Source organism: Streptomyces aureoversilis, assembly GCF_042657885.1.
GTDB classification, from domain to species: Bacteria; Actinomycetota; Actinomycetes; order Streptomycetales; family Streptomycetaceae; genus Streptomyces; species Streptomyces aureoversilis.
In genome coordinates this window covers 216,359-240,178 of sequence record NZ_JBHSKJ010000015.1, presented here as the reverse complement: position 1 = coordinate 240,178, position 23,820 = coordinate 216,359, and the positions used below count along the sequence as shown (strand labels likewise).

General features: G+C 74.7%; 20 protein-coding genes and 1 pseudogene. 11 read left to right on the top strand and 10 right to left on the bottom strand.

The window, feature by feature from the left end; translation table 11 throughout:
* From ACFPP6_RS25580 to ACFPP6_RS25565, 4 genes are all read right to left on the bottom strand, one after another.
* Positions 1-303, bottom strand: a 303-nt coding sequence (locus ACFPP6_RS25580; protein ID WP_382046706.1) for a 2-oxoglutarate dehydrogenase E1 subunit family protein, incomplete at its 3' end; no start/stop codon positions are given.
* Between the two features lie 240 nt (positions 304-543).
* Positions 544-1,734, bottom strand: a complete 1,191-nt coding sequence (locus ACFPP6_RS25575; RefSeq protein WP_382046703.1) for a HAMP domain-containing sensor histidine kinase — start codon at positions 1,732-1,734, stop codon at positions 544-546.
* Positions 1,731-2,468, bottom strand: coding sequence for a response regulator transcription factor (locus tag ACFPP6_RS25570; protein ID WP_030366311.1), 738 nt, complete (start codon positions 2,466-2,468; stop codon positions 1,731-1,733). The genes ACFPP6_RS25575 and ACFPP6_RS25570 overlap by 4 nt, the downstream gene beginning before the upstream one ends.
* A 92-nt stretch (positions 2,469-2,560) precedes the next feature.
* Positions 2,561-3,274, bottom strand: a complete 714-nt coding sequence (locus ACFPP6_RS25565; protein ID WP_382046700.1) for a spermidine synthase family protein — start codon at positions 3,272-3,274, stop codon at positions 2,561-2,563.
* A gap of 114 nt (positions 3,275-3,388) precedes the next feature.
* On the opposite strand from ACFPP6_RS25565, the pseudogene ACFPP6_RS25560 reads away from it, so the two are divergent.
* Positions 3,389-4,078 (top strand): annotated as a pseudogene (locus tag ACFPP6_RS25560) (rhomboid-like protein); the annotation flags it as partial.
* A 72-nt stretch (positions 4,079-4,150) separates the two neighbouring features.
* Here ACFPP6_RS25560 and ACFPP6_RS25555 read toward each other — a convergent pair.
* Positions 4,151-4,858: a DinB family protein gene (locus tag ACFPP6_RS25555; RefSeq protein ID WP_382046697.1), complete on the bottom strand. Its 708-nt coding sequence runs from the start codon at positions 4,856-4,858 to the stop codon at positions 4,151-4,153.
* Positions 4,855-5,721: an NAD(P)-dependent oxidoreductase gene (locus ACFPP6_RS25550; protein ID WP_382046694.1), complete on the bottom strand. Its 867-nt coding sequence runs from the start codon at positions 5,719-5,721 to the stop codon at positions 4,855-4,857. The genes ACFPP6_RS25555 and ACFPP6_RS25550 overlap by 4 nt, the downstream gene beginning before the upstream one ends.
* A gap of 146 nt (positions 5,722-5,867) precedes the next feature.
* Here ACFPP6_RS25550 and ACFPP6_RS25545 point away from each other — a divergent pair, with 146 nt between their 5' ends.
* Positions 5,868-6,845: a helix-turn-helix domain-containing protein gene (locus ACFPP6_RS25545; protein ID WP_417802013.1), complete on the top strand. Its 978-nt coding sequence runs from the start codon at positions 5,868-5,870 to the stop codon at positions 6,843-6,845.
* 343 nt (positions 6,846-7,188) lie between these two features.
* Entirely contained in the window at positions 7,189-9,588 is a 2,400-nt protein-coding gene (gene lon, locus ACFPP6_RS25540) for an endopeptidase La (protein ID WP_382046685.1), read from the top strand.
* 91 nt (positions 9,589-9,679) lie between these two features.
* On the opposite strand, the gene ACFPP6_RS25535 is transcribed toward lon, so the two are convergent.
* Complete coding sequence (locus ACFPP6_RS25535) at positions 9,680-10,105, bottom strand: MarR family winged helix-turn-helix transcriptional regulator (RefSeq protein ID WP_382046682.1); 426 nt, start codon at positions 10,103-10,105, stop codon at positions 9,680-9,682.
* 121 nt (positions 10,106-10,226) lie between these two features.
* Here ACFPP6_RS25535 and ACFPP6_RS25530 point away from each other — a divergent pair, with 121 nt between their 5' ends.
* Both ACFPP6_RS25530 and ACFPP6_RS25525 read left to right on the top strand, forming a co-directional pair.
* On the top strand, positions 10,227-11,084 hold the full coding sequence (locus tag ACFPP6_RS25530) for an MBL fold metallo-hydrolase (protein ID WP_382046679.1): 858 nt from the start codon (positions 10,227-10,229) through the stop codon (positions 11,082-11,084).
* 164 nt (positions 11,085-11,248) lie between these two features.
* Positions 11,249-14,140 carry a M4 family metallopeptidase gene (locus tag ACFPP6_RS25525; RefSeq protein WP_382046677.1) on the top strand — a complete coding sequence of 964 codons (2,892 nt, stop codon included), beginning with the start codon at positions 11,249-11,251 and terminating at the stop codon, positions 14,138-14,140.
* Positions 14,141-14,246: 106 nt separating this feature from the next.
* On the opposite strand, the gene ACFPP6_RS25520 is transcribed toward ACFPP6_RS25525, so the two are convergent.
* Positions 14,247-15,140, bottom strand: coding sequence for a lysozyme (locus ACFPP6_RS25520; protein WP_382046674.1), 894 nt, complete (start codon positions 15,138-15,140; stop codon positions 14,247-14,249).
* A gap of 289 nt (positions 15,141-15,429) precedes the next feature.
* Here ACFPP6_RS25520 and ACFPP6_RS25515 point away from each other — a divergent pair, with 289 nt between their 5' ends.
* Positions 15,430-15,861 (top strand): MarR family winged helix-turn-helix transcriptional regulator, encoded by a 432-nt coding sequence (locus tag ACFPP6_RS25515; RefSeq protein ID WP_382046743.1) that lies wholly within the window; start codon positions 15,430-15,432, stop codon positions 15,859-15,861.
* 169 nt (positions 15,862-16,030) lie between these two features.
* Here ACFPP6_RS25515 and ACFPP6_RS25510 read toward each other — a convergent pair whose 3' ends face one another.
* Positions 16,031-16,795 (bottom strand): protein phosphatase 2C domain-containing protein, encoded by a 765-nt coding sequence (locus tag ACFPP6_RS25510; RefSeq protein ID WP_382046672.1) that lies wholly within the window; start codon positions 16,793-16,795, stop codon positions 16,031-16,033.
* Positions 16,796-17,043: 248 nt separating this feature from the next.
* Here ACFPP6_RS25510 and ACFPP6_RS25505 point away from each other — a divergent pair, with 248 nt between their 5' ends.
* From ACFPP6_RS25505 to ACFPP6_RS25485, 5 genes are read left to right on the top strand one after another with little or no spacing between them, the layout of a single operon-like run.
* Positions 17,044-19,695, top strand: coding sequence for a sensor histidine kinase (locus tag ACFPP6_RS25505; protein ID WP_382046669.1), 2,652 nt, complete (start codon positions 17,044-17,046; stop codon positions 19,693-19,695).
* Entirely contained in the window at positions 19,692-20,201 is a 510-nt protein-coding gene (locus ACFPP6_RS25500; RefSeq protein WP_168091433.1) for a roadblock/LC7 domain-containing protein, read from the top strand. The genes ACFPP6_RS25505 and ACFPP6_RS25500 overlap by 4 nt, the downstream gene beginning before the upstream one ends.
* Positions 20,198-20,593 carry a DUF742 domain-containing protein gene (locus ACFPP6_RS25495; RefSeq protein ID WP_382046666.1) on the top strand — a complete coding sequence of 132 codons (396 nt, stop codon included), beginning with the start codon at positions 20,198-20,200 and terminating at the stop codon, positions 20,591-20,593. Before ACFPP6_RS25500 ends, ACFPP6_RS25495 begins: the two co-directional genes overlap by 4 nt.
* Positions 20,574-21,347 carry a GTP-binding protein gene (locus ACFPP6_RS25490; protein WP_382046663.1) on the top strand — a complete coding sequence of 258 codons (774 nt, stop codon included), beginning with the start codon at positions 20,574-20,576 and terminating at the stop codon, positions 21,345-21,347. Before ACFPP6_RS25495 ends, ACFPP6_RS25490 begins: the two co-directional genes overlap by 20 nt.
* 10 nt (positions 21,348-21,357) lie before the next feature.
* On the top strand, positions 21,358-22,611 hold the full coding sequence (locus ACFPP6_RS25485; protein WP_382046660.1) for a styrene monooxygenase/indole monooxygenase family protein: 1,254 nt from the start codon (positions 21,358-21,360) through the stop codon (positions 22,609-22,611).
* A gap of 27 nt (positions 22,612-22,638) precedes the next feature.
* On the opposite strand, the gene ACFPP6_RS25480 is transcribed toward ACFPP6_RS25485, so the two are convergent.
* Complete coding sequence (locus ACFPP6_RS25480; RefSeq protein WP_382046658.1) at positions 22,639-23,805, bottom strand: C40 family peptidase; 1,167 nt, start codon at positions 23,803-23,805, stop codon at positions 22,639-22,641.
* Positions 23,806-23,820 lie beyond the last annotated feature (15 nt).

Here is a 23,820-nt window from a genome sequence, read left to right as displayed (position 1 = left end):
CTGCGCGGCGGCAGCCGGGGCGGGCGGGGCCGGTGCGGCGGGCGCCGCGGGCGTGGTGGCGGCCGGGGCGGGGCCGCCCGCGGCTTCGATCACCTCCTGCGGCGGCGCTGCCGCCGCGGTGCCCGGCTTGTAGTCGGCGAAGAAGTCCCACCAGGCTCGGTCGACCGAGTTCGGGTCCTGGAGGTACTGCTGGTAGATCTCGTCGACGAGCCACTCATTGGGACCGAAGACGTCTGCAGGGCTCTTACCCTGCCCGTCTTGGTCGGTCGAGATGCTCGAGGTGTTGGGGGACTGTGGCGACACGGCGGCAACCGCCCTCTTCCGCTTCACAAGGTGATGGACAGCGGGAATAAAGGCTACGCCTGTCTGCACGGTTGATGCAGGCCACCCGGGCCAGCAGTCGCGCAAGTCACATTCGCTCCGGGGTTTCGGGGCATGACTTGGCGGGAAACACACGGGGTTCTGCTGGTCCCAGGGGTCTCAGGGTTCGCTCAAGCGCGCCCCACACTCCCTCGAATGTGTGCCTCCGTCACCGACCATACGTCAACATTGATCGCGGGGTACGCCCGGAAGAGTGACCTGAATGCGGCACCCGTGAGGGCTTTCGGCCACCCCGATGCTCCCGCCGTGCAGATCCACCGCCCAGCGGGCGATGGCCAGCCCCAGCCCCGTACCGCCGTCCGTGCCGGGGCCCTGCTGCCCTGAGCCGCCCCGGTTGAACCGCTCGAAGACCCGGTGCCGCTCCGCCTCGGGGATGCCCGGGCCCTCGTCCAGCACCTCCAGGGCCAGCGACTGCGGCCCCTCGCCCCGGCGCGCCCGCACCGTGACCCGCCCGTGCGGGGGACTGTGCTTGACCGCGTTGTCCACCAGGTTCGCCACCACCTGGTGCAGCCGCTCCGCGTCCGCGTGGGCCGTCAGCTCCGGCGGGGACACGTCCAGGTGCAGGTGCACGTCCTTGCGGGCGTGCGGAGAGGAGCCGGAGCCGTTGGCCATGCTCGCCTCCTTCAGGACGCCCGCCAGATAGGGCCACACCTCGAAGCGCCGCGCATGCAGCGGTACGACCCCGTTGTCGAGCCGGGACAGGTCCAGCAGCTGCTCCACCAGGCGGCCGAGGCGCTCGGTCTGGCGCAGCGCCGTCCGCATCGTCTCCGGATCCGCGGCCGACACCCCGTCCACCACGTTCTCCAGGACCGCCCGCAGGCCCGCGATCGGGGTCCGCAGCTCGTGCGAGACGTTGGCGACGAGCTCCTTGCGGTGGGTGTCCACCGCCTCCAGGTCGGCCGCCATGCGGTTGAAGGCGTTCGCCAGGTGCCCGAACTCGTCGCGCCGCCCGGCGCCCACCCGGCGCGTGTAGTCACCCTGGGCCATCGCCCGGGTGACCTCGGTCATCTCGTCCAGCGGCGCGGTCAGGCCCTGCGCCACGAACTGCGTTATCAGCAGCGAGGCGATGATCGAGAAGACGGTGATCACCCGGAGCTCGGTCGCCGAGTGGATCGCGACGAAGACCAGGAAGGTCGTTATCACCACCGAGCCGATGACGAGGGCGCCCAGCGCCGCCTTCACCGACCGGTAGGGGTCCAGCGGGCGCAGCGCCTCCCAGACGCGGCCCCCCAGGCCCGCCGGCACCGCCGCGCCCCTGCTCCGCCCGTCCTCGCGGGCCCGCCTGCCCTGGCCCGCGCCGCGTGCCGCGCCCTGGCCGGTGCCGCCCCCGGGGCCGGCCGTGCCGCCGGTCATGCCGCCGGGGTCTCCAGTGCATAGCCGACGCCGTGCACCGTACGGATCCGCTCCGCGCCGATCTTCCGGCGGAGCGCCTTGATGTGGCTGTCGACCGTGCGGGTGCCCGAGGCGTCGGCCCAGTCCCACACCTCCGCGAGCAGCTGCTCGCGGGAGAGGACGGCGCGCGGCGTGTTCGCCAGGCAGACCAGCAGGTCGAACTCGGTCGGCGTCAGGTGCACGTCGGCGCCTCTGACCCGCACCCGGCGCTGGGCGTGGTCGATCTCCAGCTCGCCCAGGCGCAGGATGCCGCTGCGCGGGGTGTGCGCGGCGAGGGCCGCCCGCTCCACGCGCCGCAGCAGCACGTGCACCCGGGCCGCCAGCTCGCGCATCGAGAACGGCTTGGTCATGTAGTCGTCGGCGCCGACGCCGAGGCCGACCAGCATGTCCGTCTCGTCGTCACGCGCGGTGAGCATCAGGACGGGCACCGGACGCTGCGCCTGCACCCGCCGGCACACCTCCAGGCCGTCGAAGCCCGGCAGCATCACGTCGAGCACGAGCAGGTCGGGCTGCCACGCCTCGGCGGTGTCGACGGCCGCCGGCCCGTCGCCCGCGGTGCGGACCTGGAAGCCCTCGGCCCGCAGCCGCGCCGCGATGGCGTCGACGATGGTCCGGTCGTCCTCGACCACCAGCACCCGGCGCTGCGCCCCGGCGGAGGCTGCGGCGCCGTTCGGGCCGATGTGTGTCTGCTCCATGCGCGCCCCGCCCCTAGCGTCTTTCCGTCGCGTCGTTCTCTGCCGGCTCTTCAGCTGTGGCAAGCAGGGTACGGGCAGGTGGCGGGCGACGGCTACGCGGCACGTTGCCCGAGGTGCACTACGTCCGGTACGCCCCGGGCAACCGCGATCTCTTCGGTCCGTACCCCTTCGAAACCGGCATTCCGGAGGGCTCCCTCGAATTCGGCCGAAGGCCGGGCCGACCATACGGCGAGCACACCGCCGGGCGTCAGGCGCTCGCGGCAGCCCGCCAGGCCGGCGGGGGAGTAGAGGCCGCCGTTGTCCTCCGTGACGGTCCAGCCGGGACCGTTGTCGATGTCCAGGCACAGGGCGTCGTAGCGCACGGGGGCGGTGCGCAGGTGGTGCAGCAGGTCGCCCTCGGCGACCTCGGTGCGCGGATCGGCCAGCGCCCGGGCCGAGACGGCGCCCAGCGGCCCGGCCCGGTGCCAGTCGATCACCGCGCGCTCCCGTTCGACGACCGTGATCCGGCCCCAGCGGGGCTCCTCCGCGGCCCGGGCGAGGGAGAAGCCGACGCCGAGCCCGCCGATGAGGACGGACGGCCCCGGGCGGTCCGCGGGGAGGGCGGCCAGCGCGGCGTCCACGAGCAGCCGCTCCGAGCGCCCGTCGGAGGTGTCCATCAGGAAGCAGCCGTTCGCGATGATCTCGTGGACCGCGCCGTCCCCGGCGCCCCGGCGGCGCAGGACGACCTCGCCGTACGGGCCCTCGCGGCGGTCCAGGGTGACGGGCCCCCCGCCGGTTGTGTACGGGTCGCGCTGGAGGGTGGTCATCGGGTGGCCTCCGTGTCGGTCGGTACTCGGCGGACGCGGCAGGCGGGTGCGGGGTTGAGAGGCGTGACGGGAGTCACGGTCTGTGGTTGATTCGCCTGCCCTCGATGGACCTTAATGTCGGAGGGAGCCGGAGCGGGGTCGTTCTTCCGCTCCGCCGGGTGCCGTGACGGACCCCGCGAGGAAGGGGCTGGGCCGAGTGAGTGTGGTGGATCCCGACGGCGAACCCCTGCGGCGCCGGCGGCGAGCTCCCCGGGCCCCTCGCCCGGCCGGATCCTGCGGGCGCTGCCCACCCCCCTCGGCACGCCCTTCACGTTCTTCTACGGCCTGGTCCTGCTGTCCACCGCGCTCTACACGCACTACGGCGACGAGGCCACGGTCAACGAGCTCCTGCGCGAGTCCAGCACCGACGCCGCGCACCTGGCCGAACAGCCGCTCGTCGTCCTGCCGGCGAGCGCCCTGTGGATAGCCGGCGGCCTGTACTCGCTGCACGGGATCCTCTTCGTCCTCGTCGTCTCCGCGCTGGAGCGCCGGGTCGGCGGGGCCCGCGCCGCCGGCGTCTTCCTCCTCGGCCACGTGCTGGCCACCCTCGCCACCGAGCTGCCCGTGGCGGGCGCCGTGGCCGCGGGGCGGCTGCCCGAGGCCTCGCTGCACCGCCTCGACTACGGCATCAGCTTCGGCGTGATGGCCTGCACGGGCGCGCTCGCCGGGCTGCTGGGGCGGCGCGCGAAGCGGACCGTGCTCGGCCTGTCCTTCCTCATGTGCGCCCAGGACCTCGTCGAGTTCGCCGACCCCCTCGCCAGCTGGGGCCACCCCATAGCCCTGCTCACCGGCACGGCCTGCTGGGGCCTGCTGCGCGACAGGGGACCGGCGGCCGGGTCAGCCGCGGACGGTGCCGTCCCAGGCCCACTGCGTGCGCCGCGGGAGGCCGGGCAGGGCGGCCCGGCCGGTGCACCACAGCAGCGTCCCGGCGGGGGAGCGGCCGGCCGGGGCGTCCGGGAAGAGCCGCTCGACGGCGGGCGCGCACAGCCCGTCGGGCAGGTTGTGGCCGCCGGGGAAGACGGGGGCGAGCCCGAGGCCGCGCGCGATGTCGTCCGTATGGAGTACGAGCTCGGTCACGCCCATGGCGGCGAAGCCGGGCGCGTCGGAGTGGCCCCACGGGTGCCAGGCGCGATCCCCCGCCCGCGCGCCGCGGACGGTCGCGGCGAGCAGCGCCGCAGCGATGCGGATGCCCTCCAGGCGGGCCGGTAGCGGGGCCTCGGGGTCGAGCGAGGCGAACAGGGCGATGCAGCGGTCGGTGGGCCGGGCCGTGAGCAGGCCCGCGTAGCCGACGAGGCCGAGTGCCAGGTGGTCGAGCGTTGCGGCCGCGGACCACTCCAGGCCGGCCGCGGGCCGGGACCAGTCGTGGCCCGCGCCCGCCTCCAGGACCGCGGAGCAATGGTCGGCGGCGTCGGTGACGAGCGCGGCCCAGGCGTCGGCGGTGCGGGGCGCGGCGGTGTCGGGCGCGGCGGGGCCGGCGGCCGCGGCCGGGGAGATCCCGCCGGCCGGGGCCACGGGCGCCGCCGCCGTGCGTCCGGCCGCGGTCATGCCCGGCCCCCCGCCCGGACGGCCTCGATCAGGCGGGCGTAGCCGTCGCCGCCGTGACCGGCCGCGACCGCCTGCTCGATGGAGGACTTCAGCAGCTCCGGCAGCGCCGGGTCGAGGCCGCGCGCGGCGCTCGCGCGGACGAAGTGCTCGATCGCGCCGAGGTGGACGTCGAGGGTGGCGTCGTCGCCCGGGTAGACGCCCGCGTCGACCTGGGGCGCGTACGTGCTCATGAAGCCGTTCACCGCGGCCGTCCAGCGGATCGCGACGGGGGTGAACGTCACCGCGTCCACCTTGTCGGCGCCGGTCAGCGCCACGCCCTGCAGCCAGCCGCCGAGCGTCGCCCACATCATGCCGAGCAGGGCGGTGTCGTAGAGGGAGGCGGCTCCGGCGTCGTCCCCGAGGCCGACGGGGTCGCCCAGGCTCGCCAGGGTCTCCCGGTACTCGGCGAAGGCCTGCGAGGAGCCGCTGCAGAGCAGCATGATCGCCGGGCTGCCGATCCCCGGCGGCGTCGACATGATCGCCCCGTCGAGGTAGCCGATGCCGTGTCCTGCGGCCCAGGCGGCGCTGGCGCGGGCCTGCTCCGGCGTGCCGGAGGTGAGGTTGACGAGCGTGCGGCCGCGCAGCTCGCCCGCCAGGGGGTCGAGGAGGCCGTGCACGGCGTCGTAGTCCGACAGGCAGGCGAGCACCAGCGGGCTCGCCCCGACGGCCTCCGCCGCCGTCGCCGCGCGGGCCGCGCCCCGTGCGACGAGGGCCTCGTCCTTGCCCGCCGAGCGGTTCCAGACGGTGGTCTCGTGGCCGGCCTCCAGGAGGGCGCCGGCCAGGGCCGTACCCATCGAACCCAGGCCGAGAACGGTCACCTTCATGGGTGGTTCCTCCCCGTGTGTCACAGAAGTTGATCAAGTGCGACCAGCCTCGCACCGGCCCGGGCGCCCCGACAGTGGCAGAAGTGACGGCATGCGAAAAATTCCTGCCACGCCTGCCTAGGCTGGTGATCATGAGCGCCGGAACCGTGGCCGTGGCCGTGATCGACGACGACGTCCCCATGTGGGACCTGTACGAGCTGGGGGTGGTCTGCACCGTCTTCGGCATCCCGCACCGCGACCTCGCCGACCCCTGGTACGACCTGCGCGTGTGCTCGGTGGGCGGGGGCGCGCCGCAGCCCGGCCCCTTCGGGCTCACGCTGCGCGCCTCGCACGGCCTGGAGGGGCTGGAGGGCGCCGGTACGGTGATCGTGCCGTCGGTGCCCGAGGCGTGCATCGAGGGCGGGCGCGACCTGCCGGCCGACCTGCTGGAGGCCCTGCGCCGGGCCGCGGACTCCGGGGCCCGCATGGTCTCCCTGTGCGCCGGGGCCTTCGCCCTCGCCGCCGCCGGCATCCTCGACGGCCGCCGCGCCACCGCCCACTGGATGCACGCCGAGGCCCTCGCGCGCCGCCACCCGCGCGTGCGCGTGGACGACTCGGTCCTCTACGTCGACGACGGCGACGTCCTCACCAGCGCCGGCGTCACCGCGGGCCTCGACCTGTGCCTCCACCTCGTCCGCCGCGACCTCGGCGCCCACGTCGCCAACCAGCTCGCCCGCCGCCTGGTGGTGCCCGCGCACCGGCCCGGCGGGCAGGCCCAGTACGTGGACGTCTCCGTGCCCGAGGCCGGCGACGAGGGCATCGCCCCCGTCCTGCACTGGGCCCGCGAGCGCCTCGACCGCCCCCTGTCCGTCGACGACCTCGCCGCCCGCGCCGGCATGAGCCCCCGCACCTTCTTCCGCCGCCTGCAGGCCGCCACCGGCACGACCCCGCTGCAGTGGCTCCTCGCCCAGCGCCTCGCCCGCGCGCAGTCGCTGCTGGAGTCGACGGCCCTGTCCGTCGAGCGCGTCAGCGAGCTCAGCGGCCTGGGCACGGCCGCCAACCTGCGGCGCCACTTCACCTTGCACTTCGGGGTGACCCCGACGGACTACCGGCGGGCGTTCCCGGGGCCGGCGGCCGCGGCCTGACCGGCCTTACGGCGTTCCGGCGGCGGTGCCGGCCCCCGTGGGCCCGGCACCGCCGGACAACGCCGCTTCGGCTGGTCGCCGCGGCGGCGGGAACAACAGGGACGAGCCTCCTGCTTGGCAGGACGAGCCCTGCCCGCGATCCGCTGCGGCGTTGCCGCGCAAGAACCCCGCCGCGGCGACGCGCAACCCCTCACCGGCGTATCCGGCGGTGCCGGACCCGCAGGAGGCCGACCGGCCTCGCCGCCCGCTCGTGATCGCTCAGAGCGAACGGCGGACGGGGAACATCCGCGGAGCGCCACGCATTGAGTCGGCATAGCTCAACTTGCCTGCCTAAGGGGAGATCATGGCTTCGATGTCCACACCGCTCACCCTGCCCGTGCTGCCCCTCGACGACGAGGTCGTCCTGCCCGGCATGGTGGTGCCCCTCGACCTGTCCGACACCGAGGTGCGGGCCGCCGTCGAGGCCGCCCAGGCCGCCGCGCGGGGCGGCGACAAGCCGCTCGTGCTGCTCGTGCCGCGGGTCGACGGCACCTACGCGGGCGTCGGCACGCTCGGCAGCGTCGAGCAGGTGGGACGGCTCTCCGGCAGCGGCGACCCCGGCGCGCTCATCCGCGGCCTCCGCCGCGTGCGCATCGGCGCGGGGACGACCGGCCCCGGGGCCGCGCTGTGGGTCGAGGGCACCGCGATGGAAGAGATCACCCCCGACCCCTTGCCCGGCGCCGTCGCCGAGCTCGTCAAGGAGTACAAGGCGCTCGCCACCAGCTGGCTGCGCAAGCGCGGCGCCTGGCAGGTCGTCGACCGCATCCAGCAGATCGAGGACGTGGGCCAGCTCGCCGACAACTCCGGCTACTCGCCCTTCCTGACGGCCCAGCAGCGCGTCGAGCTCCTGGAGACCGCCGACCCGGTGGCCCGGCTCCGGCTCGCCGTCGGATGGCTGGGCGAGCACCTCGCCGAGCAGGACGTCGCCGAGTCCATCGCCAAGGACGTCCAGGAGGGCGTCGACAAGCAGCAGCGCGAGTTCCTGCTGCGCCGCCAGCTGGAGGCCGTCCGCAAGGAGCTCGCCGAGCTGAGCGGCGACCCGGAGAACGAGCCGGACGACTACCGCGCCCGCGTCGAGGCCGCCGACCTGCCGGAGAAGGTCCGCGAAGCGGCCCTGAAGGAGGTCGACAAGCTGGAGCGGTCCTCCGACCAGAGCCCCGAGGGCGGCTGGATCCGCACCTGGCTGGACACCGTCCTGGAGATGCCCTGGAACGAGCGCAGCGAGGACGCGTACGACATCCCCGGCGCGAAGGCCGTCCTCGACGCCGACCACGCGGGTCTGGAGGACGTGAAGGAGCGGATCACCGAGTACCTGGCGGTGCGCAAGCGGCGCGCCGACCGGGGGCTGGGTGTGGTCGGCGGGCGGCGCGGGGGCGCGGTGCTCGCGCTCGTCGGCCCGCCCGGCGTCGGAAAGACCTCGCTGGGCGAGAGCGTCGCCCGCGCCATGGGGCGGAAGTTCGTCCGCGTGGCCCTCGGCGGCGTCCGCGACGAGGCCGAGATCCGCGGCCACCGGCGCACGTACGTCGGCGCGCTGCCCGGCCGGATCGTGCGGGCCGTCAAGGAGGCCGGCTCGATGAACCCGGTCGTCCTGCTCGACGAGATCGACAAGGTCGGCTCGGACTTCCGAGGCGACCCCGCGGCGGCCCTCCTGGAGGTCCTGGACCCGGCGCAGAACCACACCTTCCGGGACCACTACCTGGAGGTCGAACTGGACCTGTCGGACGTCGTCTTCCTGGCGACGGCCAACGTCCTGGAAGCCGTTCCCGAGGCGCTGCTGGACCGCATGGAGCTGGTCCGCCTCGACGGCTACACCGAGGACGAGAAGGTCGTCATCGCCCGCGACCACCTGCTGCGCCGCCAGCTGGAGCGCGCGGGCCTGGAGCCCGGCGAGGTCGTCCTGGAGGACGCCGCCCTGCGCAAGCTCGCCGGCGAGTACACCCGGGAGGCGGGCGTCCGGAACCTGGAGCGCGCCGTCGCCCGCCTGCTCCGCAAGGTCGCGGCCCGGCACGAACTGGGCGAGCAGGAGCTGCCGTTCACCATCGGCGAGGAGCAGCTGCGCCCGCTGATCGGGCGGCCGCACCACACCCCGGAGTCCGCGCAGGACCCGGCCGAGCGGCGCACGGCGGTGCCGGGCGTGGCCACGGGGCTCGCGGTCACGGGCGCGGGCGGCGACGTGCTGTTCGTCGAGGCCTCCCTGGCCGACCCGGAGACGGGCGGCGCGGGGCTGACCCTCACCGGTCAGCTGGGTGAGGTGATGAAGGAGTCGGCGCAGATCGCGCTGTCCTTCCTGCGCTCGCACGGCGCGGAACTGGAGCTGCCCGTCGGCGACTTCAAGGAGCGCGGTGTGCACCTGCACGTGCCGGCGGGCGCCGTCCCCAAGGACGGCCCGAGCGCGGGCATCACCATGACGACGGCCCTGGCGTCGCTGCTGTCGGGCCGCCGGGTGCGCCCGGAGGTGGCCATGACCGGCGAGGTGTCCCTCACGGGGCGGGTCCTGCCCATCGGCGGCGTCAAGCAGAAGCTGCTGGCGGCGCACCGGGCGGGCGTGACGACGGTGATCATCCCGAAGCGGAACGAGCCCGACCTGGACGACGTGCCGGCCGAGGTGCTGGCCGAGCTCGACGTCCACCCGGTCTCCGACGTGCGCCAGGTGCTGGCGCTGGCCCTGGAGCCGGCCGCGGCGGAAGTGGCGGTGGCGGCGTAGCGCTCGCAACGGCGCGGGGCCCGTACCTCTTCACCGGAGGTACGGGCCCCGCGCCGTTTCCGTCTTCCGGCCGTGGCCGAAGGCTTCCGGTTCAGGCGTGGCTGACGGCCTTGTCCAGCAGGCCGTACAGGGCGTCCTGCTCCTCCTGCGACAGCCCGGCCAGCGGCGACTCCCGGGCGAGGAGCTCCATGAGCCGCTCCCGCAGGGCCGCGCCCTCGTCCGTCAGGACCAGCTGCTTGGCGCGGCGGTCCGTGGGGTGCGGGTGGCGCTCCAGGAGCCCGCGGCCCTCCAGCTTGTCGATGACGAAGGTCGCGTTGGAGGGCTCGCAGGCCATGCGGTCGGCGAGCTCGCGCATCGTCATCGGGCCGATCAGCTCCCGCAGGGCCGTCGCCTGGGGCGCGGTGAGGTCCAGCACCGCCGCGCGGTCGCGCACGTGGTCGGCGATCCGGCGGGCGAGGCCGTTCACCAGGCCGCAGAGCCGGCGCTCGGCGACGGCGTGGGCTTCCGGGATGGTCATGACCGCCATCGTAATCGGAGCCCATTTCATCAAGCCGATAATTTGCAAGCTTGAATCATTCAAGCAAGAAGCTTATTGTCGTCGATCAAGGAACCCCGCACCGCGAAGGACGGAACCACCCATGACCGACGACACCCGCCTCAACCGCCCCGCCGGCATCCGCTCCCTGCAGCTCGGCGACATCAAGGTCACGTACGTGCCGGACGGCGCCGGGCAGCTGGGCCCGCGCGGCTGGCTGCCGGACACCACCGACGAGGTGTGGGCCGAGCACCCCGAGTACCTCGACGCGACCGGCAGCCTCGTGGCGAGCATGGGCGGCCTCCTCGTCGAGCACGGCGACCGGGCCCTGCTCATCGACGCCGGCTTCGGCCCCGGGCACCACCCGGGCCAACCCGGCACCCCCGTGGGGGAGATCAACGGCGGCGCCCTCCTCGACAATCTGGCCCGCCTCGGCCGCACCCCCGCCGGCATCGAGGCCGTGGCCATCACCCATCTGCACGGCGACCACATCGGCTGGTCCGCGCAGCTCGCCGGCGCCGGCGCCGTCCACCTCATGAGCGAGCCCGAGTGGGAGCACCGCCACCTCGCCGGGCAGCACGGCGTGTCCCAGGAGGTCCTCGCCTCCCTGGAGCCCCGCCTGCGCACGGTCGCCGACGGGGAGGAGATCTTCCCCGGCGTCCGCGTCATGCTCACCCCGGGCCACACCGCGGGCCACTCCGCCTACGTCGTCACCGGTGGCGGCCGCCGCCTGATCGCCTTCGGCGACGCCCTGCACTCGCCGATCCAGATAGCCCACCCCGAGTGGTCGGCCGTCGTCGACCACGACGCCCGGCAGTCCGCGGACCACCGCCGGCGCCTGGTGGAGGAGATGGCGCAGCCCGGCACGATCGGCTTCGGCGTCCACTTCGCGGACGTGGTGTTCGGGCGGGTGCTGCGCGACGCCGCGGGGGCCACGTCGTGGGAGCCCGTCGACGCGTGAGCGCGCAAAGCCGCCAAGCGAGCAAAGGCGCCAAGCACGTGAGACGCGTAGGCACGTGAAGAGGCCCCTGCCCCCTTTGCCCCGTTGACGGACGCGAACCCCACCGCTTGCATGGTCCCCGACCAAGCTCCGCTGACCGACCAGTCACGTTCGGAGGGGGACCTTTGCGCAAGACGAAGGCACGTTCGGGCAGAGCAGGAAGACGGACCATCAAGAGCGGAATACCGGGCGCGGCGGCACTGATCGGTGCCGCCGCGCTCATCGTTACCGGGGCACCCGCCCAGGCGGCGGGCGGTGCCGACGGCGGCCCGGCGGAGGTGATCCCGGGCAAGGGGACCGCCACCCCGGCACTCGTGGGCGGCATCCGCGAGGCGGCCGCCTCCTCGGGCAGCGCGGCCGACGCGGCCCGCGGGCACCTCGCCGGCAAGCGCGACCGCTACCGCATCGCCGAACCGGCCCGGGACCTGAAGCCCGTGCAGACGCTGAACGCGGGCGCGGCCGAGACCGTGCGGCTGCAGCAGAAGCACCACGGCGTCGACGTACTGGGCGGCCAGTACGTCGTGCGGATGGAGAAGAAGAACGGCAAGCGCGTCGTCACCGGCACCTCCGGCAAGTACTTCACCGGTCTGAAGGCCGGCACGCAGGCCGAGGTCGGCGAGAAGCCGGCCGTGGAGCGGGCCGTCGCCGCGACCCTGCGCGACCTCGCCGGCAACCGCCTCGCCAAGAGCGACGCGGTCCGTGCGAAGGGCGCGGCGCCGCAGCAGGCCCGCTCGCTGTCGGGCACGGCGCGCGGCCTCGTCGTCGTCCCCAAGGGCCCCGGCGTCCTCACCCAGCACGTCACCGTGCGCGGCACCGACCCGGCCACCGGCCGCCCCGTGCTGCGCGAGGTCTACATCGACGCCAAGGCCGGCTACCCGGTGCTGCAGTACAGCGGCCTCAAGTCGTTCGGCACAGGCACAGGCACAGGCACAGGCAGCGGCGCCGCGGCCGCGCTGCGCGACCGCGCGCGGGGCGCCGCCGCCGGCCCGTCCGAGGCCGCCGCCCGCACCGCCGCCGGCCCGCTCAGCCCCGGCGTCACCGGCTCCGGCGTCAAGTACGACGGCACGACCGTCGAGCTCGGCCTGTACAAGGACACCGCCCGCAACGAGTACGTCATGACGGACTACGCGCGGATGTGGGACTCCAGCAAGAACCTGCTCTCCACCTGGGACGCGCGTGGCAAGGACGTCGGCGAGGCCAGCGGCCGCTGGCCCGAAGGGATCAAGGAGTTCGGCTCCCCGGAGCCCTCCTTCGGCAAGGAGGCCACGGAGGCCGGCGCCGTCGACGCCCACTGGGCCGCGGGCAAGGTCTACGACTATTACAAGAAGGTCCACGGCCGCGACAGCCTCGACGGCCGCGGCATGGCCATCAACTCCCTCGTGGGCGTCACCCAGTTCGGCGGGCCGCTGATCAACGCCTTCTGGGACGGCACCAAGATGGTGTACGGCGGCGGCGACGAGGAGTACAAGACGCTCTCCGCCGACCTCGACGTCGTCGGCCACGAGATGACGCACGGCGTCGTCGAGAACAGCGCCAACCTCGTCTACGCGGGCCAGTCCGGCGCCCTCAACGAGGCCATCGCCGACTACTTCGGCAACGCCATCGACGCCGACGCCGCCGGCAAGGCCATGGACGACCCGTCCGCCGGCCTGCTCGGCGAGGACCTGTGCCGGACGAAGTCCCCGCGCGAGTGCGCCTTCCGTGACCTCAACGACGGCCACACCACGTCCAAGAACTTCATCGGCGTCGGCTACGGCTCCGACGGCGGCGGCGTGCACCTGAACTCCACCATCTTCTCGGGTGCCCTGTGGGACATCCGCGAGGACGTGGGCCGCACCCTCGCCGACAAGATCGTCTACAAGGCGCTGACCGAGTACATGACGCCGCTCGACGGCTTCACCGAGGGCCGTGACGCGGTGATCGCCGCCGCCAAGGCGCTCGGCGCCTCCGCCAAGGAACTGGGCATCGTCCAGCGCTCCTTCAACGCCCACGGCATCGTGGCCAACTGGGAGCAGGCCCTCGGCGTCGACACCGACCTGCTCTCGTCCAGGCTCAACACCGCCGGCACGGGCACGGGCGCGGGCGGCGGCTGGTGGGCCGCCTCGCGGTCGAACGACGACGGCTCCGAGGCGTACTCCGTCTGGGCCGGCCGCACGGACGGCAGCGGCTCGCCGAAGCTGATCAGCCCCAACGACGGGCGCTACCACGTCCACCCGGCCACCGACGGCAGGACTGTCGCCTGGGTCGCCTACAGCGCGACCGGTTCCGACGTCCTGACCCGGCCCCTGGCGGGCGGGCCGATCAAGAAGGTGTACGGCACCACGACCGGCGAGGTCAACGGCGTGCGCGTCGAGGGCGGCACGGTCGTCATCGACACGGCCGACCCCACCGGCGGCCGCCACGTCGGCTACGTCCGCACCGGCGACAAGCAGCCCACCTGGGTGGACGGCGGCCGGGCCGAGCTGGCCACGGCCCTGCCGTCGCTGAGCGGCGGGAAGGTCGCCTACGCCAAGCTCTACCCCGAGGGCGACGACTACGGGATCGGCACCGAGGTGCTGGACCTCAGGACCGGCGCCAAGACCCTCATGGGGCAGCTGGGCAAGCCCGAGTCCATCGGGCAGACCGGCATCAACGCGACCGGCGTCTTCTGGCTGGCGGACGAGGCGGCCGGGGACCAGGGGCAGGTCGCCGTGCGGCGCGCCGCGTTCGACGGCACCGGCGTCAAGGACCTCAGCAAGGAGACGGGCGCGGACGCGCTGCACGCCTCCGACCTCACGGTCTCCGAGAGCGCGGTGACGGTGACCGCCGAGGTGCCGGACATGACGTACCGCAACGAGACGCTGGCCAAGCTCTGGCAGTTCGCGGCCGACGGCTCGTCCCGGGCGCGGGTCTCCTGCAACCGCGGCGAGCAGACCTCGGCCGCCGCGGCCGGCGGCAAGCAGGTGGTCTGGATCGACGGCACCACCGGCACCACCGACCTGGTCACCCGCACCCGTCCGGCGGGCACCTGCGGCTGACCCGCACGTCCGGCACGATCCCCGCGTGACAGCAGTACCGGGCCCCCGGCGCCGATGTGCCGGGGGCCCGGCGTCCTTCCTTGCGGTCCGGCGGGGCGGGCCGGGGTCAGCCGGTGGCCAGGGCCTGGAGCCGGCTGTAGGCGCCGTTGAAGCGGTTGTGGTCACCGACGGTCGGCCCGGTGTCGGTGTACTGCCAGAAGGTGTGATACCCCCAGCCGGACGGGAGTTCACCGGCGGAGGCTCCGTAGCGCGGCACCCACAGGGGGTGGGCGGAGGCGAAGCCGCCGTAGTTGCCGGTGCACTGCTTCCACCAGTTGGTCGAGGTGTAGACGACCGCGTCGCGCCCCGTGCGCGCCTTGTACGCGGAGAAGAAGTCCCTGATCCAGCCGACGAGCGCGCTCGCGCTCATCCCGTAACAGGTGGGTCCGTAGGGGTTGTACTCGATGTCCAGGACGCCCGGCAGCGTCCTGCCGTCCTTGGACCAGCCGCCGCCGTGCGTGGCGAAGTAGACGGCCTGGGCGGCGCCGCCGGAGTTGTCGGGCAGGGCGAAGTGGTACGCGCCGCGGATCATCCCGGCGGCGTACGAGCCGTTGTACTGCTGCGCGAAGTACGGGTTGGTGTAGCTCGTGCCCTCGGTCGCCTTGACGTAGGCGAAGCGGTTCCCGGCGTTCCAGAGAGTGGCCCAGGGGACGTTGCCGTTGTGGCTGGAGACGTCGACGCCTTCGACGGAGGCGGCGGACCGGGGCGGGGGAGGGGTGCCGGGGCCGGGGTCCTCGTGGGCCCGCAGGGTGGAGCCGAGCCAGTCCCGCTCGGGGTGGGCGGGAGGTTTCGCGTCCTGCGCGGCGGCGGGCAGGACGAGGAGGCAGAGGGCGGACAGCAGACAGGACAGGAGGAGGGAGAGAACGGAGAGGGGAGACAGGGGGGAGAAGGGGGAGCGGGTACGTAACGCTGTGGGGCGTCTGCGGCCCGTGCGGCCGGATCTGCATCTGAACGCGACCATGGCGTGCCTTCCAGAAGGGTCCGTGGGGGGAGTACCAATTGACGCGTCGGCGACGCGCGGCATTGGTATGGCCATGTCATAAATGACGTTATGGGGACGGACGCGCCAGGCATAGGGGGACGCGGTGCTGCCGTTGGTCTAATCCTGCGAAATACTGGCGGAGCTGCGGTGAAGACCGCGAACGGGAAAAACTTTCAACAACCGGAAACCCGGAGAGGGTCCTGACGTGCACCAGACGACTACCCCGCCCCCCGAGGAGGGCGGGCCGGGCGCCGCGGACGGCAGAGGTATGGACCAGGCCTACCTCTCCCTGGAACGCGAGCTGGCCGTCTTCCTGCGCCGGGCCCGGGCGTCCTCCGGTGAGATGGCCCGCGCGGTCCACCCCGAGCTGGAGGCGGCGGCCTACGGCCTCCTCGTCCGCCTGGAGGACGCCGGGCAGCAGCGCGCCACGGACCTCGCGGCGTACTTCGGCGTCGGCAAGGCCACGATGAGCCGCCAGCTGCGCGCCCTGTGCGAGCTCGGCCTCGTCACCCGCGAACCGGACCCGGCCGACGGCCGCGCCTCCCTCGTCCGCATCACCGAGGAGGGCCGCGCCCGCTTCACGCGCGTCCGCGACGCCCGCCGCGCGCAGTACGTACGCAAGCTGGCCGACTGGGACCGCGGCGAGGTGGCGGAGCTGGCCCGGCTGCTGCACCAGCTGAACGCGAGCGCGGAGCAGTAGTCCACGGGCTCCGGGACCCACGGGCTCCGGGACCCACCGGCTCCGGACCCACCGGCCCTGGGACCACCGGCCCTGGGCGCCACCGGCCCCGGGACCACCGGCCCCGGGACCACCGGCCCCGGGACCCGCCGGCTCCGGAATCCCCCGCCCCGGCCGGAGCCGAGGCCCGTCAGAGTTCCGTGTACACGGCCGCCGCGTCGTCGTGCCGCTTGCCGGGCCGCTCGCCCTGCGGGCCCCTTTCCGCGGTGCGTACGCGGTCGATCAGCGCCTGCGGCCCCTCCTTCGCCAGGACCGCCAGGCAATCGGTCCAGTCCCCTTCCCGGAAGACCTCGACCCACCGCGCCGCGCCGTCCGTGAGCGCGGCCAGCGCCCGTACCTCCGCCCGCGCGAGCGAGCCCGTCACCGCCCGCGCGGCCACGTCCGGATCCGCGGCGGCCGTGAAGAAGCCGCCCTCCGCGTTGCGCGCGGCGTCCGTCACCGGCCCCAGCGCCCGCAGGCGTTCGATGCGGTCGTCCAGGACCGCCGTCACCGTGCGGCCGGGCGACTCGACGAGCAGCGCGGAGTCGGAGAGCACGAGGTACTCCACGCGCGCGTCGTCCCACCGCGCCACGACCACCGTCGCCTGCGGCGTGCGCCGGTGCGCGAGGTCGCAGGAGTCCCGGTGGGCGTCCGCCGTACGGGAGATGGCCGCCGACAGGCAGCGCTTCAGCGTCAGCTCCCGTTCCGACACGGCCAGTTCGAGGAGCGCACCGCCCAGCCGCGCCGTGAACCAGGGCACTCCGTGCACGCATCCGGTCTCTCCGGAGGGCGGCGGCGTCACCCCGTCGAGCAGGACCAGCGCACCGCCCTTACCCGAGGCCGGCAGGGCGACGGATACGAAGTCCTCGTTCGGGTGCCGGATATCCCCCGGCTGGGTGGCGAGTTCGATGCGCATGGGGCCAGTGTGCCGGATGTCGGAAATCGACGGAGGCACGTGCGCATCCTGTCGGCGACCTCCGCGTTGCTTCAGGTGACGTGCTGACCTGGCACGTGTGCGATGAGTGAAGCAGGCCGATTGTCAATCTCCCATAGGGATTCACTCCTTCGAGTGGCCGGGCGGTCGATGGGCACCCCCGCCTTGCAGAGGTGCTGAAAGGGTCAAATCAGTACCAGGGGTGGGACGAGAAAAGATTGTGAGCACCGGTGCGGAAGAAGCGGCTTGGGGGCGGCGGCGGACGGAAGCCGCGGGCCACGGCGGTGCCGGAGCGCACCGCCCGCGTACGGAACCGACTGACCGCATCCGTCGCGGTCATCGCCCTCGCCGTGCTCGGCGCGAGCGCCTCCGGCGTCCGCGAGGCCTGGCGCGATCTCACCGAGGCGCGCCGCCTCGTCGCCCTCGCCGCCGCCGACGAGTCGGCCCTCGCGCTCGCGCACTCCCTGGCCGACGAGCGCGATGCCATGGTGCAGTACGTGGCGGGAGGGCGCGCCGACTCCACCGGTGCGGGACTCTCCGACCGCCAACGGGTCGCCCTGGACCGGCAGATCGAGCAGTTCCGGCCCCATGCGCCCGCGCCCGTCCGCGAGCTCCTGGACGCCCTCCCGCACACCCGCCGCGAGGCCTACTCCGGCAAGGGCGACGCCCTGGCCGCCTTCACCGCCTACACCCCCGCCGTGCAGGCCCTCCACGGCCTTGCGGACACCCTCGACCGGCAGGCCGGAGGCGGCGACTCCGCCGCGCTGCCGCCGCTCGCCCGCGCCACCGAGGCCGCCTCGGCCGGGCGCGGCCTGCTCCTGGGCGCCCTGGCCGCCCAGGGCCGTAAGCCCGAGCTGGCCGCCGCGGCCCAGCGCGCCGACACCCGCACCCAGGACGCCCTGGCCGACTTCGAACGCCTCGCCCCCGCCGCCGCCCGCGACGCCTACGCCGAGGCTGTCACCGGCCCCGACATCACCGCGGCCCAGGGCCACCTCGGCCGCCTCACCAAGAGCCAGGCGGCCGGCGAGCTCGCCACCCAGCCGGCCGAGCCCGTCCGCGCGGCCCTCACCACCCGCCTCCAGCGCATGCGCGGCGTCGAGACCGCCCTCGCCGCGAGCGAGGCGCCCCGCCTGGAGGCCCTGCGCCACGAGGCCGTGATCGAGCTGGAGCGGCGGGTGATGGCCGCCGCGCTGTGCCTCTTCACCGCCCTGTTCGCCGGCATCTGGTCCACCCGCTCGGTGACCCGCCCGCTCGGTGCCGTGCGGCTGGGCACCCGGCGCGTGAGCGCCGACCCGGTGACCGAGGAGCCCATCGCCTTCAAGGGCCGCGACGACGAGTTCGCCGAGACCGTCCGGGCCGTCAACCACCTCCAGGGCAAGTTCCGCCGTCAGCAGGGCCGCATCGCCGCCCTCGAAGGCGAGCGCACCCGCCTGATCGCCGCCCGCCAGGACGCCGCCGACGAGCGCGACAACCTGCGCGCCGAGCAGCAGCGGCTCACCGAGCGGCTCGCCGCCCTGCCCGCCGAGCAGCCCGGCGGCCGCGCCGGCGAGACGGGCATCCTCGTCGGCCTGTCCCTGCGCACCCTCGGCCTGGTCGAGCGCCAACTGGCCGTCATCGAGGGCATGGAGGCGCACGAGGCCGACCCCGAGCGCCTCGAGACGCTCTTCAAGCTCGACCACCTCGCCACCCGCATGCGCCGCAACAGCGAGAACCTGCTCGTCCTCGCCGGCGCCGAGAGCGGCACCGGCCGCGCCGGCCCCGTCCCCCTGCTCGACGTCCTGCGGGCGGCCGTCGGCGAGACCGAGCGCTACCAGCGCGTGCGCATCCAGTCCCTGCCGCCGCACGCCCGCCTCGCCGGCTTCGCCTCCGAGGACGTGAGCCACCTCGTCGCCGAACTCCTGGAGAACGCCACCGCGTTCTCCCCGCCGGACGCCCAGGTGCAGGTCTCCGCCTGGCACCTGGAGGGCGGCGAGATCGTGCTCTGCGTCCAGGACGAGGGCATCGGCATGCCCCCCGAGCGGCTCGCCGAGGTCAACGCCCTGCTGGCCGACCCCGACCCCGCCTGCCCCCCGCTGCCGGCCGCCGACCACGCCGGCCGGGCCGACGGCGCGGGACGCTCCGGGCGTGCGGCGCAGTCGCCGCTCGGCCTCGGCCTCTACGTGGTCGCCCGGCTCGGCCTCCGGCACGGGGTGCGCGTCCAGCTGCGCGAGCAGACCACCGGCGGGGTCGCCGCGGTCGTGGTGCTGCCCGTGAGCCTGCTGCCCGCCGGCCCCCCGGCCGTCACCGGCCTGGGCGACACCCCGCCCGTCCCGGGCGCCGCGGCCGTCCCGCAGGTCCACCTCCCCGGCTCCATCGCCGAGGCCAACTCCCATACGCTGCGCGGCCGCCCCCAGCACGGCCACCGGCCGCCCGGCGCCCACGCGGCACCCGCGCCCGTCCACCCGGCCGATCCGCCCGCCGCACCCGGCGCGCCCGGCGGCCTCGCGGAGCCCGTGCCGTCCGCCGAGTCGACGATGCGGCTCACCGGGTTCACGGAGGCGCCGCCGCCCGTGCCGTCGCCGCCCGCGTCGACGGGGCGCCACGCCCGCCCGGCCGCGCCCCCCGAGGCCACGGCCCCACCCGCCGACGGCCCCGGCACCGGACTTCCCAACGGCACCGCCCTGCCCAAGCGCACCCCCAAGGTCGTCGCCCAGCGCCCCGCCCCCCAGCGGGTGCGCCAGGGCGTGGACGCGGAGGCGCTGCGGCGCAAGCTGGCGGGCTTCCAGCGCGGCGCGGCCGACGGACGGAGGGACGCCCGGGCCGAGCTGGCCGGGCGCGAGACACAACGGAATCAAGCGGGCCCGCCGGACGCCGGCGGCACCCCCGAGGAGGCACGCGGTTGACTGCATTCCCCCGGGGGGCGACCCCCGTATCCCCCGTCGGCCCCGTCTCCTACGGACTGAGCCACGAAGCCCGCAACCTGCACTGGCTGCTGACCAACCTGGTGGAGGAGGTGCCCGGCGTGCGGTCCGTCGCCGTCGTGTCCTCGGACGGGCTGCTCCTGCTCTCCTCCGACCCGCGCATGGCCCACCGCGGCGAGAGACCGGAGGGCCCGCGCGGCTCCACCGCCGACCTCGCCACCATCGTCGCGGGCCTGGGCAGCCTGACGACCGGTGCGGCGTGCCTGATGGACGGCGGCTTCGTCAAGCAGACCATGGTCGCGATGGACGAGGGCAGCCTGTTCGTGATGACCATCAGCGACGGCTCGCTGCTGGGCGTCCACGCCGAACCCGACTGCGACATGGGCGTCGTCGCCTACCACATGGCCCTGTTCGTCGGCCGGGCCGGGCACGTCCTCACCCCCGAACTCCGCAGGGAGCTGCGGCAGTCGGTGGAGGCCGTCGGATGACGGGCTCCGCCGCCACCTGCGGCAAGCCGGCGCGCGTCCGCCCCTACTCGCTCACCGGCGGGCGCCCCCGCCGGTGCCGGCTGCTGCTCGTGGAGACGTTCGTCGCGGCGCTCGACACCCCCGGGGACCTCACCGGCGCCGGGCCGCACGGCGGCGCCGGCCCCGGCGCCCGCGTGCCGCCCGAGGCCCGCGCCATCCTGGACCTGTGCCACCGGCTGCGCTCGGTCGCGGAGATCGCCGCCCTGCTGCGGATGCCGCTCGGCGCGGTCCGGGTCCTCCTGCTCGAACTGGCCGAGCAGGGCCGGGTGCGCGTCTTCGACACCGCGCACGGCACGGACCGGCCCGACCGCGTGCTGCTGGAGAGGGTGCGGGATGCACTCCACCGACTGTGAAGAGCGCCCGGAGCCCCGGCGCCCGGAGCCCTGCCCCCCGGCCGCCCGCCCCGCGGCGGCCGCCCTGCCCGCGGCACCGGGCCGCCCGCTCGCCGCGCTCACCGCGGCCGGCCGCCCCGCGCCGGCCGGCCATGTGCCCCGCACGGCCACGCTCGGCGCCGTCGCCGCCGACGACGCGCCGCGCGCCTGGCAGACCGACCGCACCCGCGCCCCCGTCGCCACGAAGATCGTCGTGGCGGGCGGCTTCGGCGTCGGCAAGACCACCTTCGTCGGCTCCGTCTCCGAGATCACCCCGCTGCGCACCGAGGCGCTGATGACGGCCGCGGCGGCCGGCATCGACGACGCCGGCGCCACCCCCGCCAAGCGGACCACCACCGTCGCCATGGACTTCGGGCGCCTCACGCTCGACGCCGACCTCGTGCTCTACCTCTTCGGCACACCGGGCCAGAAACGATTCTGGTTCATGTGGGACGACCTGGTGCGCGGCGCGATCGGCGCCGTCGTCCTGGCCGACACCCGCCGCCTCGCCGAGTCCTTCGCCGCCCTCGACTACTTCGAGACCGCCGGCCTGCCCTACATCGTCGCGGTCAACCACTTCGAGGGCGCCGACCGCCACCCTCCCGAGGCCGTGCGCGAGGCGCTCGCGCTGCCGCCGCCCGTGCCGGTGGTGACCATGGACGCCCGGAAGCGGATCACGGTCGTCGACACCCTGCTGGCCCTGGTCGGCCGGGCGCTCGAGACCCTGCCCGAGTGAGGAGCGACCCGTGCGACGGATCCTCATCGCCGGGGCCGGCCAGTCCGGCCTCCAACTGGCCCTCGGCCTGCAGTTCCACGGCTACGACGTCACCCTGATGTCCAACCGCACCTCCGAAGAGATACGTTCCGGCCGGGTGACGTCCACCCAGTGCATGTTCGCCACGGCCCTGCGCCACGAGCACGAGCTCGGGCTCGGCTTCTGGGCGGGCGCCGCCCCGCGCATCGAGGGCGTCGGCGTCTCCGTCGCCGAACCGGCCCCGGGCGGGCACCGGCGCGCCGTCGACTGGCTCGGCCGGCTCGACGGCTGCGCCCAGTCCGTGGACCAGCGGCTGAAGATGTCCGGCTGGCTGGACACCTTCGCCGAGCGCGGCGGCCGGCTGGTCGTCCACGCCGCCGCCGTCTCCGACCTGGACGCCCTCGCCGGCCACTACGACCTGGTGCTCGTCGCCACCGGCAAGGGCGAGCTCGCGGAGCTCTTCGACCGCGACCCCGCCCGCTCCCCGCACACCGTCCCGCAGCGGGCCCTCGCCGTCGCCTACGTGCACGGGCTCGGGCCCCGGCCCGAGCACCCGGGCACCGAGGCGGTGCGGTGCAACCTGGTCCCGGGCGCGGGGGAGCTGTTCGTCCTGCCGACGCTGACCGTCTCCGGCCGCGCCGACGTCCTGTTCTGGGAGGCCGTCCCGGACGGCCCGCTGGACGTCTTCCAGGACCAGCCCGGCCCGGGCGAGCACCTGGCCCGCACCCTGGAGCTGATGGAGCACTACGCCCCGTGGGAGTACGCCCGCGCGACCCGCGTCGAGCTCACCGACGCCCACGCCACCCTGGCCGGCCGCTACACCCCGGCCGTGCGCGACCCCGTCGGCCGGCTGCCGTCGGGCGGCGTGGTCCTCGGCGTCGGCGACGCTGTCGTCGCCGACGACCCCGTCACCGGGCAGGGCGCCAACTCGGCCGCCAAGTGGGCCGCCGCCTACCTCGCGGCGATCGTGCGGCACGGCGAGAAGCCCTTCGACGCCGCGTGGATGCGCACGGCGTTCGACCGCCACTGGGCCACGGCCCGGCACGCCACCGCCTGGACCCACGCGATGCTCGCGCCGCGGCAGCCGGCGCACGTACGGGAGCTGCTGGCGGCCGCGGCGGGCCTCCAGCCCGTCGCCGACCGCATCGCCAACGGCTTCGACGACCCCGCGGACTTCGCGGACTACTTCTACGAGCCGGAGCAGGCGGCGGCCTACGTGGCGGAGGCGGAGAAGGCGGCCGGCTGACCGGTCGCCCCGCCCGCCCCCGCGCCGTCACGCCCTCGACGGTGCCTGCGCCGATCCGTAGCCGGTGTCGGAGCCGGACAGGGCGCCCTCCGGCATCGGCGGCGGCACGTACTTCCGCAGCGGCGCCTCGTCCGCGTCCGGCCGTACGGCGCCGAGCAGCGGGTTGGCGGTGATCGGCGAGACCTTCACGGTGCCGCCGGGCCGCGGCGCCTGCATCACCAGGCCGTGGCCGATGTAGAGCGCGACGTGCGTCGCCCCCTCGAAGTAGATCACCAGGTCGCCGGGGCGCAGCTCGTCCAGCGGGACCCTCGGCAGAGTCCTCCACTGCTCCTGGCTGGTGCGCGGGATGGCGTCGCCCGCGTGGGCCCAGGCCTGGGAGGTGAGCCCCGAGCAGTCGAAGGAGTCCGGCCCCTCCGCGCCCCACACGTACGGCTTGCCGAACTGCCGGAAGGCGTAGGCGATGGCCCGGCCGCCCGCGGCGGACGGCCTGGAGGAGCCGCTGAGCCGGCCCGAGGACAGCAGCGTGCGCTGGGCCTCGCCGATGTTCTTCTGCTCCAGGCGCTGGACCTCGGCGAGCTGCGTGCCGGTCAGCGAGGCGAGCATCTTCTCGACCTCGCCGAGGCGCTTCCTGACGGCGTCGCGCTGCCGCTTCTGCCGCGCCGCGAGCACCTGCTGCTCGTTGAGGGCGGCCCGGGCCCGGGCGGCCACGTCCGACGCGTACTTCTCGCCCTTCGCGAGGCGCCCGACGGTGGCCGCCCGCTGCCCGGCCGCGCGCTGGATGCGGTGGCCGCTGTCGAGCGCCTGCTGCGGGTCGGAGCTGAGGAAGACGGAGACGTACGGGGCGAGGGTGCCGCTCATGCCCTGGTACTGCTCCCGGGCGAGTCGGCCGGCGGCGTCCCGGCTGCCGGTGAGGGCCACCCGGGCGGTGGCGAGCTCGTCGTTGAGCTCGTCGACCCGCTTCTGCTGGACCTTGAGCTTCTCCTCGGTCGCGTTGTAGGCCTCGGTGGCCTCCTCGGCCTTCCGGTAGAGGGACTGCAGCCGGGAGAGCAGGCTGCCGACGGACTGGCGGGACGGGCGGGACCGTTCGGGCGGCTCGCCGGGCGCGGCCGCGGACAGGGGCGCGGGCAGTGCGAGCGACGCGGCGCCGGCCATCAGCGCCGCCGTGCAGACAGAACGCGCGAACCGTCCTGACACGAGCTCACCTCCGGT